13 protein-coding genes are annotated in these 17700 nt (G+C 72.3%); 12 read left to right on the plus strand and 1 reads right to left on the minus strand.

Annotated elements, in window-relative coordinates:
• Window positions 1–72 precede the first annotated feature (72 nt).
• The 3 genes from ACIHAR_RS20900 to ACIHAR_RS20910 all read left to right on the plus strand — a co-directional run bounded on the left by ACIHAR_RS20900 (window position 73) and on the right by ACIHAR_RS20910 (window position 4833).
• A complete protein-coding gene (locus ACIHAR_RS20900; protein WP_400020944.1) occupies window positions 73–2481 on the plus strand; it encodes a HelD family protein in 2409 nt (802 codons plus the stop codon).
• Between the two features lie 339 nt (window positions 2482–2820).
• Window positions 2821–4236 (plus strand): NAD-dependent malic enzyme, encoded by a 1416-nt coding sequence (locus tag ACIHAR_RS20905; protein WP_365462077.1) that lies wholly within the window; start codon window positions 2821–2823, stop codon window positions 4234–4236.
• A gap of 315 nt (window positions 4237–4551) precedes the next feature.
• Complete coding sequence (locus ACIHAR_RS20910) at window positions 4552–4833, plus strand: HU family DNA-binding protein (RefSeq protein ID WP_004000874.1); 282 nt, start codon at window positions 4552–4554, stop codon at window positions 4831–4833.
• 191 nt (window positions 4834–5024) lie between these two features.
• Here the strand turns inward: ACIHAR_RS20910 and murA are convergent, their stop codons facing one another.
• Window positions 5025–6371 carry a UDP-N-acetylglucosamine 1-carboxyvinyltransferase gene (gene murA, locus ACIHAR_RS20915; RefSeq protein ID WP_365462075.1) on the minus strand — a complete coding sequence of 449 codons (1347 nt, stop codon included), beginning with the start codon at window positions 6369–6371 and terminating at the stop codon, window positions 5025–5027.
• A gap of 270 nt (window positions 6372–6641) precedes the next feature.
• On the opposite strand from murA, the gene ACIHAR_RS20920 reads away from it, so the two are divergent.
• The 9 genes from ACIHAR_RS20920 to ACIHAR_RS20960 all read left to right on the plus strand — a co-directional run bounded on the left by ACIHAR_RS20920 (window position 6642) and on the right by ACIHAR_RS20960 (window position 17700).
• The gene (locus ACIHAR_RS20920) at window positions 6642–7214 is read left to right on the plus strand and encodes a YqgE/AlgH family protein (RefSeq protein ID WP_384657344.1); all 573 of its coding nucleotides are present in this window, start codon (window positions 6642–6644) and stop codon (window positions 7212–7214) included.
• A 29-nt stretch (window positions 7215–7243) separates the two neighbouring features.
• On the plus strand, window positions 7244–7534 hold the full coding sequence (locus ACIHAR_RS20925) for a DUF3039 domain-containing protein (RefSeq protein WP_365462072.1): 291 nt from the start codon (window positions 7244–7246) through the stop codon (window positions 7532–7534).
• 316 nt (window positions 7535–7850) lie between these two features.
• On the plus strand, window positions 7851–9143 hold the full coding sequence (locus tag ACIHAR_RS20930; RefSeq protein ID WP_400020948.1) for an extracellular solute-binding protein: 1293 nt from the start codon (window positions 7851–7853) through the stop codon (window positions 9141–9143).
• 4 nt (window positions 9144–9147) lie between these two features.
• The gene (locus ACIHAR_RS20935) at window positions 9148–10098 is read left to right on the plus strand and encodes a sugar ABC transporter permease (RefSeq protein ID WP_365462068.1); all 951 of its coding nucleotides are present in this window, start codon (window positions 9148–9150) and stop codon (window positions 10096–10098) included.
• The gene (locus ACIHAR_RS20940; RefSeq protein WP_365462066.1) at window positions 10095–10952 is read left to right on the plus strand and encodes a carbohydrate ABC transporter permease; all 858 of its coding nucleotides are present in this window, start codon (window positions 10095–10097) and stop codon (window positions 10950–10952) included. Before ACIHAR_RS20935 ends, ACIHAR_RS20940 begins: the two co-directional genes overlap by 4 nt.
• A 1-nt stretch (window position 10953) precedes the next feature.
• Window positions 10954–12600 (plus strand): beta-N-acetylhexosaminidase, encoded by a 1647-nt coding sequence (locus ACIHAR_RS20945; RefSeq protein WP_400020951.1) that lies wholly within the window; start codon window positions 10954–10956, stop codon window positions 12598–12600.
• A 251-nt stretch (window positions 12601–12851) separates the two neighbouring features.
• Window positions 12852–13745, plus strand: coding sequence for an FAD binding domain-containing protein (locus ACIHAR_RS20950; protein ID WP_365462062.1), 894 nt, complete (start codon window positions 12852–12854; stop codon window positions 13743–13745).
• Window positions 13742–15394 (plus strand): 2Fe-2S iron-sulfur cluster-binding protein, encoded by a 1653-nt coding sequence (locus ACIHAR_RS20955; protein WP_400020953.1) that lies wholly within the window; start codon window positions 13742–13744, stop codon window positions 15392–15394. The genes ACIHAR_RS20950 and ACIHAR_RS20955 overlap by 4 nt, the downstream gene beginning before the upstream one ends.
• Window positions 15391–17700, plus strand: a complete 2310-nt coding sequence (locus ACIHAR_RS20960; protein ID WP_400020955.1) for a xanthine dehydrogenase family protein molybdopterin-binding subunit — start codon at window positions 15391–15393, stop codon at window positions 17698–17700. Before ACIHAR_RS20955 ends, ACIHAR_RS20960 begins: the two co-directional genes overlap by 4 nt.

A 17700-nucleotide genomic window follows, 5' to 3' on the forward strand; every position in this document is an offset into this window, starting at 1 on the left:
GCAGGCCCCTCGCATCCCGGGGCCCCCTTCGCGTACGGTTGACGGCTGCCCAGCACGTCAGAAGGGGGCCCGGTGGCCGCTCAGGCTCAGCAGGAAACCGCGGTCGGCCCGGTCGAGGACTCAGCTCAGGACTCAGTCCGCGACCGGGAGATCAGCGTCGAACAGGCACACCTGGACCGGGTGTACCGGCGCCTCGAGGAGAAGATCCACGAGGCGGAGTTCCTCATGCGCGACGCGGCCCGCCGCGGCCAGGTCGGCACGCCCGGCGCCCTGGCCGAGCGGGACGCGCAGGTCTTCCGCGCGGGTGTCCACCTCAACCGGCTCAACAACGAGTTCGAGGACTTCCTCTTCGGCCGGATCGACCTGCTGCTCGGCAAGGACGGCAAGAAGGGGCCCGACGGCGCCTACACCGCCGTGGAGCCGGCGGAGGGGGCCGTGCGCGACGACAACACCGCCGACATCGCCGAGACCCTGCACATCGGCCGTATCGGCGTCCTCGACGAGGACTACGCCCCCCTGGTGATCGACTGGCGGGCCCCCGCGGCCGCCCCCTTCTACCGCTCCACCCCGGTCGACCCCGGCCGGGTCGTGCGGCGCCGGGTGATCCGCTCCAAGGGGCGCAGGGTGCTCGGCGTCGAGGACGACCTGATGCGCCCCGAGCTGAAGGCCTCCCTGGACGGCCGCGAGCTGCCCGTCATCGGCGACGGCGCCCTCATGGCCGCCCTCGGCCAGGCCCGCAGCCACACCATGCGCGACATCGTCGCCTCCATCCAGGCCGAGCAGGACCTGGTCATCCGCGCCCCCGCCGCCTCCGTCACGTACGTCGAGGGCGGCCCCGGCACCGGGAAGACGGCCGTCGCCCTGCACCGGGCCGCCTACCTCCTCTACCAGGACCGGCGCCGGTACGCGGGCGGCATCCTGATCGTCTCCCCGACCCCGCTCCTCGTCGCGTACACCGAGGGCGTCCTGCCCTCCCTCGGCGAGGAGGGCCAGGTCGCCATCCGTGCCATCGGCTCCCTCGTCGACGGCGTGGAGGCCACCCTGTACGACTCCCCGGCGGTGGCCCGGGCGAAGGGGTCGTACCGCATGCTGAAGGTGCTGCGGAAGGCGGCGCGGGGCGCTCTGGAGCTGGGCCGCCCGGGCGTCCCCGCGGCCGGTCAGCTCACCTTCGACGACACCGGCGCGACGGCGGTCGACGCCACGGCGACCGATCCGGCGGCCCGGACGCCCTCCGGCCCGCCCACCCGCCTCCGCGTGGTCGCGTTCGGCCGCCGCCTGGAGCTGGAGGCCGAGGAACTCGACCGCATCCGCCGGACCGCCCTCGGCGGCACCGCCCCCGTGAACCTGCTGCGCCCCCGTGCCCGCAAGCTCCTCCTGGACGCACTCTGGGAGCGCTCCGGCGCCGCCGGCCGGCACACCGACCCCGAGCTGGCGGCCGAACTGCGTTCCTCCTTCGACGAGGACGTCACCAGCGAGGACAGCTTCATCGGGTTCCTCGACGCCTGGTGGCCGGAACTCACCCCGAAGGCCGTCCTCGACGCCATGGCCGACGAGCGGCGGCTCGGCCGCTGGGCCCGCCGGATCCTCAACCCCGGCGAGGTCCGCAAGGTCGCCCGCTCCCTGAAGCGCGACGGCCACTCCGTGCACGACATCGCCATGCTCGACGAGCTCCAGGCGATCCTCGGCGCCCCGGCCCGCCCGAGGAAGAAGCGCGAGCTCGACCCGCTGGACCAGCTCACCGGCCTGGAGGAGCTGATGCCCGTCCGCGAGGAGTCGCAGCGCGAGCGGGCCGAGCGTCTCGCCCAGGAGCGCACCGAGTACGCGCACGTCATCGTCGACGAGGCCCAGGACCTCACCCCGCTCCAGTGGCGCATGGTCGGCCGCCGCGGCCGGCACGCCACCTGGACGGTCGTCGGCGACCCGGCCCAGTCCTCCTGGTCGGACCCCGACGAGGCCGCCGAGGCCCGCGACGAGGCCCTCGGCACCCGCCCGCGCCGCCGCTTCCGGCTCACGGTGAACTACCGCAACCCGGCCGAGATCGCCGCACTGGCCGCGAAGGTCCTGGCCCTGGCCATGCCCGGCACCGAGTCCCCGTCCGCGGTCCGCTCCACGGGCGTCGTCCCCCGCTTCACGGCGGTGACCGACACCCTCGCCGCGACCGTCCGCGCGGAGGCCGAACGCCTCCTGGAGCGGGTCGACGGCACCGTCGGCGTCGTGGTCGCCATGAACCGCCGTGAGGAGGCCCGCCGCTGGCTCGCCGGACTCGGCGACCGGGTCGTCGCCCTGGGCAGCCTCGAGGCCAAGGGCCTGGAGTACGACGCGACGGTCGTCGTCTCGCCCGCGGAGATCGCCGACGAGTCCCCGGCCGGCCTGCGGGTGCTGTACGTCGCCCTGACCCGGGCCACCCAGCAGCTGACGGTCGTCTCGGGAGAGCGGGACGAACCGGACGCCGACGGGGTTCCGGACCTGCTGCGGGACTGATCCGCAGGGGCCGTTCCTGTGAACCCCGCGGACGGGAATGGCCTTCGGGGATCTGTTTGTTAGCCTGGGTGATGGCACCGGCTCGATCCAAGCCCCCGGGCCCAACCTTCGTCGCTACGAGCGACCACTTGCCGCGAGGCGAGCATGGCGGGTCGGTGCCATCAAGCCAGTGAGAGGCCCACATCCCATGTGATGTGGGCCTCTTTCTCATGGATTCCGCCCTGGAATTCCCTGTGAACACAACGTTCGCAATCGGAGGCGGCTAACGCCTACTCGGTAGTAGGTGCGACGATCGGACGGCATACCCAGCGTCACAGGTGAAAGCAGAGGAAGTCGGCCATGGCAACGGCGCCCAGCGTCTCCTACTCGATGACGGTCCGGCTGGAGGTGCCCGCGAGCGGAACCGCGGTCTCACAGCTCACCACGGCCGTCGAGTCCCACGGAGGCTCGGTCACCGGCCTCGACGTCACCGCCTCCGGCCACGAGAAGCTGCGTATCGACGTCACCATCGCGGCCACCTCGACCGCGCACGCCGAGGAGATCGTCGAGCAGCTGCGCGGCATCGAGGGCGTCACGCTCGGCAAGGTCTCCGACCGTACGTTCCTCATGCACCTCGGCGGCAAGATCGAGATGGCGTCGAAGCATCCCATCCGCAACCGTGACGACCTGTCCATGGTCTACACGCCGGGCGTGGCCCGCGTCTGCATGGCGATCGCCGAGAACCCCGAGGACGCGCGCCGCCTCACCATCAAGCGCAACTCCGTTGCGGTCGTGACGGACGGCTCCGCCGTGCTGGGCCTGGGCAACATCGGCCCCAAGGCCGCGCTGCCCGTCATGGAGGGCAAGGCGGCCCTGTTCAAGCGGTTCGCCGGCATCGACGCCTGGCCGATCTGCCTGGACACCCAGGACACCGACGCGATCGTCGAGATCGTCAAGGCGATCGCCCCCGGGTTCGCCGGCATCAACCTCGAGGACATCTCCGCGCCCCGCTGCTTCGAGATCGAGGCCCGGCTGCGCGAGGCCCTCGACATCCCCGTCTTCCACGACGACCAGCACGGCACCGCGATCGTGGTCCTCGCCGCCCTCACCAACGCGCTGCGCGTGGCGGGCAAGGGGATCGAGAACATCCGCGTGGTCATGTCCGGCGCCGGCGCGGCCGGCACCGCCATCCTCAAACTGCTGATCGCCGCGGGCGTGAAGAACGCCGTGGTCGCCGACATCCACGGTGTCGTCCACGCCGGCCGCGAGGACCTGGTGGACGCCGCCCCGGACTCCGCCCTGCGCTGGATCGCCGACAACACCAACCCCGAAGGCCTCACCGGCACGCTGAAGGAGGCCGTGCGCGACGCCGACGTCTTCATCGGCGTCTCCGCCCCGAACGTCCTCGACGGCGACGACGTGGCCGCCATGGCGGACGACGCGATCGTGTTCGCGCTCGCGAACCCGGACCCCGAGGTGGACCCGGCAATCGCCCGTCAGACGGCGGCCGTTGTGGCCACCGGGCGCTCCGACTTCCCGAACCAGATCAACAACGTGCTGGTGTTCCCGGGCGTCTTCCGCGGCCTGCTGGACGCGCAGTCCCGCACGGTCAACACCGAGATGATGCTCGCGGCCGCGAAGGCGCTGGCGGACGTGGTGACCGAGGACGAGCTGAACCCGAACTACATCATCCCCAGCGTCTTCAACGACAAGGTCGCGGGCGCCGTGGCCGGCGCGGTGCGCGAGGCGGCGAAGGCGGCGGGGGCCACGGTCTGAGGTCCGTACCCGAAGGGGGCCCCGCGCGCGCAGCTGCGCGGGGCCTGTGAGGATGGCCACGGCGGGCCCGGCATCCGGCGCGTCGTGGAACCTGGGGCACCTGGCCGCCCTCTATGGTGGGCGGCCGGTCAGTGGCGCTCTTCGTGTGACTCCCAAGGGTGTTCTCACGACTCCTGCGGGTGCCGGATTGGCGTTCCCGCCGCAGGTAGGGGCAGGATGCGTCCCTGGGCGCGAGCGCATTGGCCTCTCAGCGCCCGACATGCGGCTCCGCCGCGTGGCACGCCTCAACGGCAAGAAGAACACGGGAGTAAGAACATGAACCGCAGTGAGCTGGTGGCCGCGCTGGCCGACCGCGCCGAGGTGACCCGCAAGGACGCCGACGCCGTGCTGGCCGCGTTCGCCGAGGTCGTCGGCGACATCGTCTCCAAGGGCGACGAGAAGGTCACCATCCCCGGCTTCCTGACCTTCGAGCGCACCCACCGTGCCGCTCGCACCGCGCGCAACCCGCAGACCGGCGACCCGATCCAGATCCCGGCCGGCTACAGCGTGAAGGTTTCCGCGGGCTCGAAGCTCAAGGAAGCGGCCAAGGGCAAGTAAGCACTCTGCAGAGAGGGCTGTGGGCAACTGCGGGCCGGCCGCGGCCGGGCGGCGCCCACGCGGCGGAGCCGCAGTGCGACACAGCCCCGCGCCCCCTTCGGGGCGCGTTTGCCGAGGGCGAGTACACGCCGATGGGGCGGCCACCCGGTTCCGGGCGGCCGCCCCATCGGCGTCCGTGCGATGCGCGCGTGCTATCCGAGCGCCTTGCCGGGCAGCTCCACCTTCGCGCCGAGCTCCACGAGCTTCTCCATGAAGTTCTCGTAGCCGCGGTTGATCAGGTCGATGCCGTGGACGCGGGACGTGCCCTGGGCCGCGAGGGCGGCGATCAGGTAGGAGAAGCCGCCGCGCAGGTCGGGGATGACCAGGTCGGCGCCCTGCAGCTTGGTGGGGCCGGACACGACCGCCGAGTGCAGGAAGTTGCGCTGGCCGAAGCGGCAGTCGGAGCCGCCGAGGCACTCGCGGTAGAGCTGGATGTGGGCGCCCATCTGGTTCAGCGCGGAGGTGAAGCCGAGGCGGGACTCGTAGACCGTCTCGTGGATGATGGACAGGCCCGTGGCCTGCGTCAGGGCCACGACGAGCGGCTGCTGCCAGTCGGTCTGGAAGCCCGGGTGGACGTCCGTCTCCAGCGCGATGGACTTCAACTGGCCGCCGGGGTGCCAGAAGCGGATGCCCTCGTCGTCGATGCGGAAGGCGCCGCCGACCTTACGGTAGGTGTTCAGGAACGTCATCATCGAGCGCTGCTGGGCGCCGCGGACGTAGATGTTGCCCTCGGTCGCCAGCGCGGCGGACGCCCAGGAGGCGGCCTCCAGGCGGTCCGGGAGGGCGCGGTGGTCGTAGCCGCCGAGGGTGTCCACACCGGTGATGCGGATGGTGCGGTCGGTGTCCATCGCGATGATGGCGCCCATCTTCTGCAGGACGCAGATCAGGTCCTCGATCTCCGGCTCGACGGCCGCGTTCGAGAGTTCCGTGACGCCCTCGGCGAGGACGGCCGTCAGCAGCACCTGCTCGGTCGCGCCGACGGACGGGTACGGCAGCCGGATCTTGGTGCCGCGCAGCCGCTGCGGAGCCTCCAGGTACTGGCCGTCCGCCCGCTTCTCGATCTTGGCGCCGAACTGGCGCAGCACGTCGAAGTGGAAGTCGATGGGCCGGCCGCCGATGTCGCAGCCGCCGAGGCCGGGGATGAAGGCGTGCCCGAGGCGGTGCAGCAGCGGTCCGCAGAACAGGATCGGGATACGGCTGGAGCCGGCGTGCGCGTCGATGTCGGCGACGTTCGCGCTCTCGACGTAGGTCGGGTCCATCACCAGCTCGCCCGGTTCCTCACCCGGACGGACCGTCACCCCGTGCAGTTGCAGCAGGCCGCGTACGACCCGCACGTCACGGATGTCCGGAACGTTGCGCAGCCGACTCGGCTCACTGCCCAGCAGGGCGGCGACCATGGCCTTGGGAACGAGGTTCTTCGCACCGCGGACACGGATCTCGCCCTCCAGCGGGGTTCCGCCGTGGACAAGCAGTACGTCGTCAGAGCCGTTGACGGTCATGTATCTCGCGTTCCATGGAGTGTGGATGGGGGCAGGGCCGGAGAGGACAGAGTAATCGCCGCGCGCCCCCCTCCTGTAAGCCCAAGTACCGCCCAGCTACGTCATAGCTGTGTCACAACACGAACCGTTTCCCACCCGGTACGAGCGGTCACCACGAGCCGTCCGTGATGTTCGTCCGGCCGGACCGTGTCCGGGGAGTCGACCTTCCTCCTTACCCCGCTCGCCGCATTGCCTCCCCATGCGGCGGGAAGATGGGGGATCATGTCTGGCATGACCGAGGTGTCCTCGCTCACAGGGCGGCTGCTCGTGGCAACGCCCGCCCTGGCGGACCCGAACTTCGACCGTGCGGTGGTGCTCCTTCTCGACCACGACGAGGAGGGCTCGCTCGGTGTCGTCCTCAACCGTCCGACGCCGGTGGGCGTGGGCGACATCCTCGAGGACTGGGCGGACCTCACCGGTGAACCAGGGGTCGTCTTCCAGGGCGGCCCGGTGTCCCTCGACTCGGCGCTGGGCGTCGCCGTGATCCCCGGCGGCTCCGCGATCGACGGCGCCCCCCTGGGCTGGCGCAGGGTGCACGGCGCGATCGGCCTCGTCGACCTGGAGGCCCCGCCGGAACTGCTCGCCTCCGCCCTCGGCTCCCTGAGGATCTTCGCCGGGTACGCCGGCTGGGGTCCCGGGCAGCTGGAGGACGAGCTGGTGGACGGCGCCTGGTACGTGGTGGAGTCCGAACCCGGTGACGTGTCCTCGCCGTCCCCGGAGAGACTCTGGCGCGAGGTGCTGCGCCGCCAGCGCAACGAGCTGGCGATGGTGGCGACGTACCCGGACGACCCTTCGCTCAACTGATGTCCGGGCGCTTCAGTACCCTTGGCGGTATGAGCACTCTCGAGCCCGAGCGCGGGACCGGTACGGGGACCCTCGTAGAGCCGACGCCGCAGGTGTCGCACGGTGACGGCGACCACGAGCGCTTCGCGCACTACGTCCAGAAGGACAAGATCATGGCGAGCGCCCTCGACGGGACGCCCGTCGTCGCGCTCTGCGGCAAGGTGTGGGTGCCCGGCCGCGACCCGAAGAAGTACCCCGTGTGCCCGATGTGCAAGGAGATCTACGAGTCCATGGGCTCCGGAGGCGACGACCAGGGCAAGGGCGGCAAGGGCGACAAGTGACCGCACGGGCGGCGAGGGCGACAGGGTGACCGCATGAGTCGGCCCGGGTCCGTCCGGACCCGCCGGCTCCGTCCCGACCCCGCCTGATTCGGTTCGACTCCGTCCGACGACGCGAAGGCCCCCAGGGAGCGTATGTGCGCTCCGTGGGGGCCTTCGCGTCGTTTTGTCGTCCCACCCGTTGCACGGAGCGCCTCGGCCGGTCACAGAGTGGTTGAGACCTCTTGTGGTCGTGTTCATGAAGTCCTTAGCCTCCCGAGTGTTGTACGTAGCGAAACTGTCATTGCGCATGTTGCAACACCTCTCGGAGGAACGCTCCATGAAGCCGTCCGTCCGCACAGCCGCCCTGCTGACCGTCCTGGTCACCGCCGCCTGCGCCCCCCAGACCTCCGCCAACTCCTCCTCGGACAAGGACGAGAAGACCGGCACGCTGCGCGTGTGGCTCTTCCGGGAAGTCGGCAACGACCCCAAGCAGAAGGTCGTCGACTCCGTCGTCGGCGCCTTCGAGAAGGCCCACGAGGGCACGGAAGTCGAGGTCGAGTACATCCCGGTCGACACCCGCGCCCAGCGCGTCAAGGCCGCCTTCAACGACCCGGAGTCCGCCCCCGACGTGATGGAGTACGGCAACACCGACACCGCGGGCTACGTGAAGGACGGCGGACTCCTCGACGTCACCAGGGAGTTCACCGCCTGGAAGGAGGCCGGCAGCACCGACCCCACCGCCCGGCAGTCCGTGACCGTCGACGGCAAGGTCTACGGCGCCCCCTTCTACGTCGGCGTCCGCGCCCTGTACTACCGCACGGACGTCTTCGACGAACTCGGCCTGAAGGTTCCGAAGACCATGGCCGAACTGGCCACAACGGCCCGCGCGATCCGCGCCGCCGAGCCCGGCCTGTACGGCCTGGTCGTCGGTGGCGCCTACACCTACGGCGCGATGCCGTTCGTCTGGGCCCACGGCGGTGAGATCGCCACCGGCAAGAACGGCTCGTACGCCTCCGCCATCGACAGCGCGGCCGCCCAGAAGGGCATCAAGGCGTACACCTCCCTCTTCGGCGACGACAACTGTCCCGCCGCCAAGTGCGCCGGCATGGGCGGCAACGACACGATCACCGCGTTCGCCGCGGGCAAGGCGGGCATGGCGATCGGCGGCGACTTCAGCCACACCGCCGTGGAGGCGGGCAAGGTGAAGGGCAGGTACGCGGTCGTCCCGCTGCCGGGCGTCACCCCCGGCTCGATCGCGCCGGCCTTCGCGGGCGGCAACAACATCGGCGTCCTGAAGAGCACCTCGCACCGCACCCTCGCCGTCGAGCTCATGGAGGCGCTGGCCTCCAAGCGGACCCAGGCACAGCTCTTCGACGCGATGGGCTTCCTGCCGACCTTCACCGACGTGCGCGAGGCGGCGGCGGCGCGGGAGCCGTTCGTGAAGCCGTTCGTCCAGACCCTGGCGGCCGGCACCAGATTCGTGCCGGCCTCGCCCGCCTGGTCGCAGATCGACTCCCGGCTGGTCCTGCCGACGATGTTCCAGGAGGTCGTCAGCGGCCGGAAGGACGTGGCCGCCGCCTCGTCCGAGGCGGCGCGCGCGATGGACGACGCGTTCGCCGACGCGGGCTGACCCCGTGGCAACGCACGACACGGTGGCCGTGGAGCGGCGCCCCGCGCCCTCCCCGGCCCCGGTCCCCCGCAAAAGGCGCGGCCGGGACGCCTGGACGCCCTGGCTCTACCTCGCCCCCGCTCTCGTCGTCCTCATCGCGCTGCTCGGCTACCCGATCTACCAGCTCGGCCTCATCTCCCTCTTCCGCTACACCCAGGCCCAGGTCAGCGGAGGCGAACCGACCGCCTTCCGGGGCCTGGGGAACTACGCCGACGTCATCGCCGACGACCGGTTCTGGCAGGTGCTGCTCGCGACCGTGGTCTTCGCGGCGGCCTGCGTGGTCTCCACGCTCGCCGTCGGCTGCGCGCTCGCCGTGCTCCTCACGCGCGCGCGTGCCCTGCCCCGGCTCGCGCTGATGCTGGCCGCGCTGGGCGCCTGGGCCACCCCGGCGGTCACCGGCTCGACGGTCTGGCTGTTCCTGTTCGACCCCGACTTCGGTCCCGTCAACCGGGTGCTCGGCCTCGGTGACCACTCCTGGACGTACGGCCGTTACAGCGCCTTCCTCCTGGTCCTGCTCGAAGTCGTCTGGTGCTCCTTCCCGTTCGTGATGGTGACCGTGTACGCGGGCATCCGCGCCGTACCGGCCGAGGTGCTGGAGGCCGCCGCGCTCGACGGCGCCTCCCCGTGGCGGATCTGGCGGTCCGTCCTCGCGCCGATGCTGCGGCCGATCCTGGTGGTCGTCACCATCCAGTCGGTCATTTGGGACTTCAAGGTGTTCACCCAGATCTACGTCATGACGAACGGCGGCGGCATCGCGGGCCAGAACCTCGTCCTGAACGTCTACGCCTACCAGGAGGCCTTCGCGTCCTCGCAGTACGGCCTCGGCGCGGCGATCGGCGTGGTGATGCTGCTGATCCTGCTCGCCGTCACCCTGGTCTACCTGCGGCTGCTGCGCCGCCAGGGGGAGGAGCTGTGAAACTTCCACGACCTCTTTCGGGCGGTCTCGTGCGGCACCCGTGGCGGACGGCCGCCGACGCGTGCGCCCTGCTGGTCGCCGCCGTCGTCGCCTTCCCCCTCTACTGGATGGTGCTCGGCGCCTTCAAACCGGCCGGGGAGATCGAGTCGAGCGAGCCGCGGCCGTGGACGCTGTCACCGTCCCTGGATTCCTTCCGGCGCGTCTTCCAACAGCAGGAATTCGGCCGGTACTTCTTCAACAGCCTGGTCGTCGCGGTGACCGTGGTGATCGCCTCGGCGGTGATCGCGTTTCTCGCCGCCACCGCCGTGACGCGATTCCGGTTCCGCTTCCGGACCACCTTGCTGATCATGTTCCTGGTGGCCCAGATGGTGCCCGTGGAAGCGCTGACGATCCCCCTGTTCTTCCTCATGCGGGACTTCGGTCAGTTGAACACCCTGGGAGCGCTGATCCTGCCCCACATCGCCTTCTCGCTGCCGTTCGCGATCTGGATGCTGAGGGGTTTCGTGAAAGCCGTCCCGGAGGCCCTGGAGGAGGCCGCGTACCTCGACGGGGCGAGCCGCGCGCGATTCCTGTGGCAGATCCTTTTCCCGCTCGTGCTGCCGGGGTTGGTGGCCACCAGCGTGTTTTCCTTCATCTCCGCCTGGAACGACTTCCTGTTCGCCAAGTCGTTCATCATCAGTGACACATCCCGGTCGACGCTGCCGATGGCCCTGCTGGTGTTCTACAAGCCCGACGACCCCGACTGGGGCGGCGTGATGGCGGGTTCCACGGTGATGACGATTCCGGTGCTGATCTTCTTCGTCCTCGTACAGCGACGGCTGGTGTCCGGGCTGGGCGGGGCGGTAAAGGACTGACGTGACTAAACTGATTCCATGGCCCCGCAGCGTTGCCGCCGGTTCGGGCGGCGAGGTGCGGCTGACGGCGCACTCGCGGCTGTACGCCGACACCGCGACGGAGGGGGTCGGTCACTGGCTGCGCACCGTCCTGCGGCAGGCCACCGGCCTGCCCCTGCACGAGGCGCGTGAACTCGACGACACCGACGGCGACGGCATCGGCCTCCAGATCGGTCCCGGGCTGGGCCCCGAGGAGTACCGCCTCGTCAGCGACGGGGACGGCGTCCTCGTCCAGGGCGGCGGCGCGGCCGGTGTCTTCTGGGGCGCCCAGACGCTGAGGCAGCTCCTCGGCCCCGACGCGTACCGCAGGGCGCCGATCGGCCGTGACCGCCGCTGGGCCGTGCCGCACGTCACGATCGAGGACGGCCCCCGCTTCCGCTGGCGCGGACTCCTGCTCGACGTCGCCCGGCACTTCATGCCCAAGGAAGGCGTCCTGCGCTACCTCGATCTGATGGCCGCGCACAAACTCAACGTCCTCCACTTCCACCTGACCGACGACCAGGGCTGGCGCGTCGAGATCCGCAGGTACCCGCGGCTGACCGGGATCGGCTCATGGCGCTCCCGGACGAAATTCGGCCACCGCGCCTCACCGCTGTGGGACGAGAAGCCGCACGGGGGCTTCTACACGCAGGACGACATCCGCGAGATCGTCGCCTACGCCGCCGAGCGGCATATCACCGTCGTCCCCGAAATCGACGTGCCCGGCCACTCGCAGGCGGCCATCGCCGCGTATCCGGAACTCGGCAACACCGACGTCATCGACACCACCGCCCTCTCCGTATGGGACACCTGGGGGATCAATCCCAACGTACTCGCCCCCACCGACAACACCCTGCGCTTCTACGAGGGGGTGTTCGAGGAAGTGCTGGATCTCTTCCCCGTGGACGCCGCCGAGTTCTCCGCGTTCGTTCACGTCGGGGGCGACGAATGTCCCAAGGACCAGTGGCGTCGGTCGCCCGCCGCGCAGGCCCGCATGAAGGAACTCGGCCTCGCCGACGAGGACGAACTCCAGGCGTGGTTCGTCTCCCACTTCGACAAGTGGCTCACCGCGCGCGGGCGTCGGCTCGTCGGCTGGGACGAAATCCTCCAGGGCGGTCTCGCCGAGGGAGCGGCCGTGTCGTCCTGGCGGGGTTACGCGGGCGGGATCGCCGCCGCGCGCGCGGGCCACGACGTCGTCATGTGTCCCGAGCAGCAGGTGTACCTGGACCACCGGCAGGACGGCGGCCCGGACGAGCCCGTGCCGATCGGCTACGTGCGCACCCTGGAGGACGTGTACCGGTTCGAGCCCGTTCCGCCGGAGTTGACGCCCGGCGAGGCCGCCCGCGTGCTGGGCACGCAGGCCAACGTGTGGACCGAGGTGATGGAGGACCAGGCACGCGTGGACTACCAGACCTTCCCCCGCCTCGCCGCCTTCGCCGAGGTGGCCTGGAGCGCCCTGCCCGCCCCGCGGGAACGGGACTTCGCCGACTTCGAACGGCGCATGGAGGCCCATTACGGCCGCCTCGACGCCCTGGGCGTCGCCTACCGGCCACCGCAGGGTCCCCGTCCGTGGCAGCAGCGGCCCGGGGTCCTCGGGCGCCCGGTCGACGGCCCGGCCCCGCGCCGGTAGCCCCGGCGGCGACGGCCGCGCACGTCGCGGCGGAATCACGGCAGGATCACCGAAGAGTGGCAATTCGCGCACACCGGTGAAGATGTGCGAAAACGGACCATCTCCCAGGTGAGGTGGGCGAATGCCTCCTAGCGGACCCCCGCGTTCGGGCCTTGCGAAGATGTGCCAGAGTTGCCACGTCCGCCCTGTCAGCACGTACCGTACGGCAACACAGGTGGGACCAGGTGGGGCAGCGGGAAGGGGCAGCCGGTTTGACCACGCACGCACCGCAGGCGGCGCAGGCCGTGACGCTGCCGACGACGCTGGACGAGGCCGTGGCGGCCCTGGCGGCCATGCCCGCCGCCGTGCCCGTGGCGGGCGGAACCGACCTCATGGCCGCCGTCAACTCCGGGCAGCTGCGGCCCGCCGCCCTGGTGGGCCTCGGCCGGATCAGCGAGATCCGCGGCTGGCAGTACCAGGACGGTCACGCCCTGCTCGGCGCCGGACTCACGCACGCGCGCATGGGCCGCCCCGACTTCGCCGCCCTCATCCCGGCGCTCGCGGCCGCCGCGCGCGCCGCCGGCCCGCCGCACATCCGCAACGCGGGCACCCTGGGCGGCAACATCGCCTCGGCGTCCCCCACGGGCGACGCGCTGCCCGTGCTGGCCGCCCTGGAGGCGACGCTGGTCATCGCGGGCCCGGGCGGGGCCCGCCGGGAGATCCCGGTGTCGCACCTGCTCGCCGGCATGGAGATGCTGCGCGGCGGCGAGCTCATCGGGTACGTGCGCGTGCCGCTGCTGCACGCCCCGCAGGTCTTCCTGAAGGCGACCGGCCGCACCGGCCCCGGACGCGCCGTCGCGTCCGTCGCACTCGTCCTCGACCCCGCCCGGCGCGGAGTCCGGTGCGCGGTCGGCGCCATAGCGCCGATGCCGCTGCGCCCCCTGGAGGCCGAGCAGTGGGTCGCCCGGCTCATCGACTGGGACAACAACCGCGCGATCGTCCCCGAGGCGCTCAACGCCTTCGGCGAGTACGTCGCCGCCGCCTGCATCCCCGACCCGGTCCCCGCCGAGGACGGATCCGTGCAACCGCTTCCGCCCGCCGTACTGCACCTGCGGCGCACCGTCGCCGCGCTGGCCCGACGAGCACTGGGGAGGGCGCTGTCGTGACCGACGACCAGCACGGACAGGGCACGCCGCCGGGCGGCGGCCGCTGGGACCCGCTGCCCCAGGGCGACTACGACGACGGCGCCACCGCCTTCGTGAAGCTCCCCGAGGGCGGCATCGACGCCCTCCTCGCCGGACGCGGCGACAGCCCCCTCGCGGCCCCCGGCCACGGGTACGTGCCGCCGCGGATAACGGCGGCGCACGAGGGAACCGACCCCGCGGCCACCGGCGAGGGCGCCTGGGGGAACCCGGCCGGCGGCGCCGAGTGGCCCGCCCCCGCGACGGGAGGGACGGCCGGCGACGACCGGTTCACGTACAACCCCGGCGCGACCGGACAGTGGACCTTCGACGAGGCCCCCGCTGAGCCCGCCCCCGCTCCCGGCCACGACGTGACCGGGCAGTGGTCGATCCCCGTCGCCGGCGGCGATCTCCCCGACGAGTCGGGCGAGTTCACCACGTCGGCCCTGGTCGAGCAGTGGGGCGGCACACCTCCGGCGACCCTGCCGGGGGGCGCGCCCGCGCCCTGGGCCACCGGTCCGGGACCGGACACGGCGGCCACGCCGGGCCACCCGTGGGACCAGGAGCCGGACGGGGCCGCCGGGCAGCCGTCCGGCGGCGCACCGGGGCAGGCGGAGGCGGACGCGTCCGCCTACGGGCAGGCCCCCGAGCCCATGACGCCGCCGGCGGGGCAGCCGTACGCCTCAGCGGCCCCCGAGCCGGGCGCACCGCAGGCCTCACAGGCCGCTCCTGAGGCCGGTGAGGCGCACGGGGACACCCAGGGCGCCCAGGAGGCCGCGGAGCCCGCCGAGGCCGCTCAGGGACCCGTGGAGCCGCCGTCCGCCGGGGCCGACCCGGCCGTGGCCGGTGAGACCCCGGAGGGCGCCGAGCCGGCCGCCCCGCACGACGACCGCGAGGACGCGCCCGCCGCCGACGCCACGGCCGCTTCCCCGCGCGCGGACGGCGCCGAGGCCGACGCCCCGCCCTTCCACGAGGAACACCCGCTCGCCTCCTACGTCCTGCGCGTCAACGGCTCCGACCGCCCGGTCACCGACGCCTGGATCGGCGAGTCGCTGCTCTACGTCCTGCGCGAGCGGCTCGGGCTCGCCGGCGCCAAGGACGGCTGCTCGCAGGGCGAGTGCGGGGCCTGCAACGTGCAGGTGGACGGGCGGCTCGTCGCCTCCTGCCTGGTGCCGGCCGTCACCACCGCCGGCAGCGAGATCCGCACCGTCGAGGGCCTCGCCGTCGACGGACAGCCCTCGGACGTGCAGCGGGCGCTCGCCCGGTGCGGAGCCGTGCAGTGCGGCTTCTGCGTACCGGGCATGGCGATGACCGTGCACGACCTGCTGGAGGGCAACCCGGCGCCCACCGAGCTGGAGACCCGCCAGGCGCTGTGCGGCAACCTGTGCCGCTGCTCCGGCTACCGGGGCGTCCTCCAGGCCGTCAAGGACGTCGTCGCCGAACGCGAGGCGCACGCCGCCGCGGAGGCCGGGACGGACGGCGACGAGCCCCGCATCCCCCATCAGGCGGGTCCGGGCGCGGGCGGGGTCAACCCGTCGGCGTTCGAGAACCCGGCGCAGCCGCATCCGCACGACCCGGCGTACGGGCAGGGCGGACATGACCCGGCGTACGGCCAGGACGGAGGCCAGGCGTGAGCAACGAAGCAGCCACCGCGACGACCCCCGCGGAGGCCGCCCCGGCCCCCGAGCCGATCCCGCACGGCCTCGGTGCCTCCCTGCCGCCCGCCGACGCCCGCGCCAAGACCGAGGGCACCTTCCCGTACGCGGCCGACCTGTGGGCCGAGGGCCTGCTGTGGGCGGCCGTGCTGCGCTCCCCGCACGCGCACGCGCGCATCGTCTCCATCGACACCTCCCACGCGCGCGAGATGCCCGGTGTACGGGCCGTCGTCACCCATGAGGACGTGCCCGGCAGCCCCGTGCACGGGCGCGGCACGGCCGACCGCCCGGTCTTCGCCTCCGAGGTCGTGCGCCACCACGGCGAGCCCATCGCGGCCGTCGCCGCCGACCACCCGGACACCGCGCGGATGGCCGCCGCGGCCGTCATCGTCGAGTACGACGTGCTCGACCCGGTGACCGACCCGGAGCAGGCCTTCGAGGCGGAGCCGCTCCACCCCGACGGCAACCTGATCCGGCACATCCCGCTCCACCACGGCGACCCGGCCGCCTCCGGCGAGGTCGTCGTCGAGGGCCAGTACCGCATCGGCCGCGCCGACCCGGCCCCCATCGGAGCCGAGGCCGGCCTCGCCGTGCCCCGCCCCGACGGCGGCGTCGAGCTCTACCTGGCCTCCACCGACCCGCACACCGACCGCGACACCGCCGCGGCCTGCTACGGCCTGGCACCCGATCGGGTGAAGATCGTCGTCACCGGCGTCCCCGGCGCCACCGCCGACCGCGAGGACCAGGGCTTCCAGCTCCCGCTCGGCCTGCTGGCGCTGAAGACCGGCTGCCCGGTGAAGCTGACGGCGACCCGCGAGGAGTCCTTCCTCGGCCACGCCCACCGGCATCCCACCCTGCTGCGCTACCGCCACCACGCGGACGCCGAGGGCAGGCTCGTCAAGGTCGAGGCGCAGATCCTGCTCGACGCGGGCGCCTACGCCGACACCTCCGCCGAGGCCCTCGCCGCCGCCGTCTCCTTCGCCTGCGGCCCCTACGTCGTCCCGAACGCCTTCATCGAGGGCTGGGCCGTACGCACCAACAACCCGCCCTCCGGCCACGTCAGGGGCGAGGGCGCCATGCAGGTGTGCGCCGCGTACGAGGCACAGATGGACAAGCTGGCGAAGAAGCTGGGCGTCGACCCGGCGGAACTGCGCCTGCGCAACGTCATGGCGACCGGTGACGTACTGCCGACCGGCCAGACGGTGACCTGTCCGGCGCCGGTCGCCGAACTCCTCCAGGCCGTGCAGGAGTTCCCGCTCCCGCCGCTCCCCAAGGACACCCCGGAGGAGGACTGGCTGCTGCCGGGCGGCCCCGAGGGCGCGGGCGAGCCGGGCGCGGTGCGCCGGGGCGTGGGATACGGCCTGGGCATGGTGCACATGCTCGGCGCGGAGGGCGCGGACGAGGTGTCCACGGCCACGGTCAAGGTCCAGGACGGCGTCGCCACCGTCCTGTGCGCGGCGGTGGAGACCGGCCAGGGCTTCACCACGCTGGCCCGCCAGATCGTCCAGGAGACCCTCGGCGTCGACGAGGTGCACGTCGCACCCGTGGACACCGACCAGCCCCCGGCCGGCGCGGGCTGCCGCGGCCGCCACACCTGGGTCTCGGGCGGCGCGGTGGAGCGCGCGGCGAAGATGGTCCGCACCCAGCTCCTGCAGCCCCTGGCCCACAAGTTCGGCATGTCCACCGAGCTGCTGCAGATCACCGACGGCAAGATCACCTCGTACGACGGCGTCCTGTCGACCACCGTCACCGAGGAACTGCACGGCAAGGAACTGTGGGCGACGGCCCAGTGCCGCCCGCACCCGACCGAGCCGCTGGACGCCTCCGGCCAGGGCGACGCCTTCGTCGGTCTCGCCTTCTGCGCGATCCGCGCGGTCGTCGACGTCGACATCGAGCTCGGCTCGGTCCGGGTGGTCGAGCTCGCGGTCGCCCAGGACGTCGGCCGCGTCCTCAACCCCGCCCAGCTCGCCGCCCGGATCGAGGCGGGCGTCACCCAGGGCGTCGGCATCGCCCTCACCGAGAACCTCCGCACCCCGCGCGGCCTGCTCCGCCACCCCGACCTGACGGGGTACGCGCTCCCGACGGCCCTGGACGCCCCCGACATCCACATCGTCAAACTGGTCGAGGAGCGGGACGTGGTCGCCCCCTTCGGTGCGAAGGCGGTCAGCGCGGTCCCGGTCGTGACCTCCCCGGCGGCCATCGCCTCCGCCGTGCGCGCCGCGACGGGCCGGCCGGTGAACCGGCTGCCGATAAGGCCGCAGGCGGCCGTGGTGACGGGCCAGTGA

This window comes from Streptomyces sp. NPDC052016 (assembly GCF_044548445.1).
Classification (GTDB): domain Bacteria; phylum Actinomycetota; class Actinomycetes; order Streptomycetales; family Streptomycetaceae; genus Streptomyces.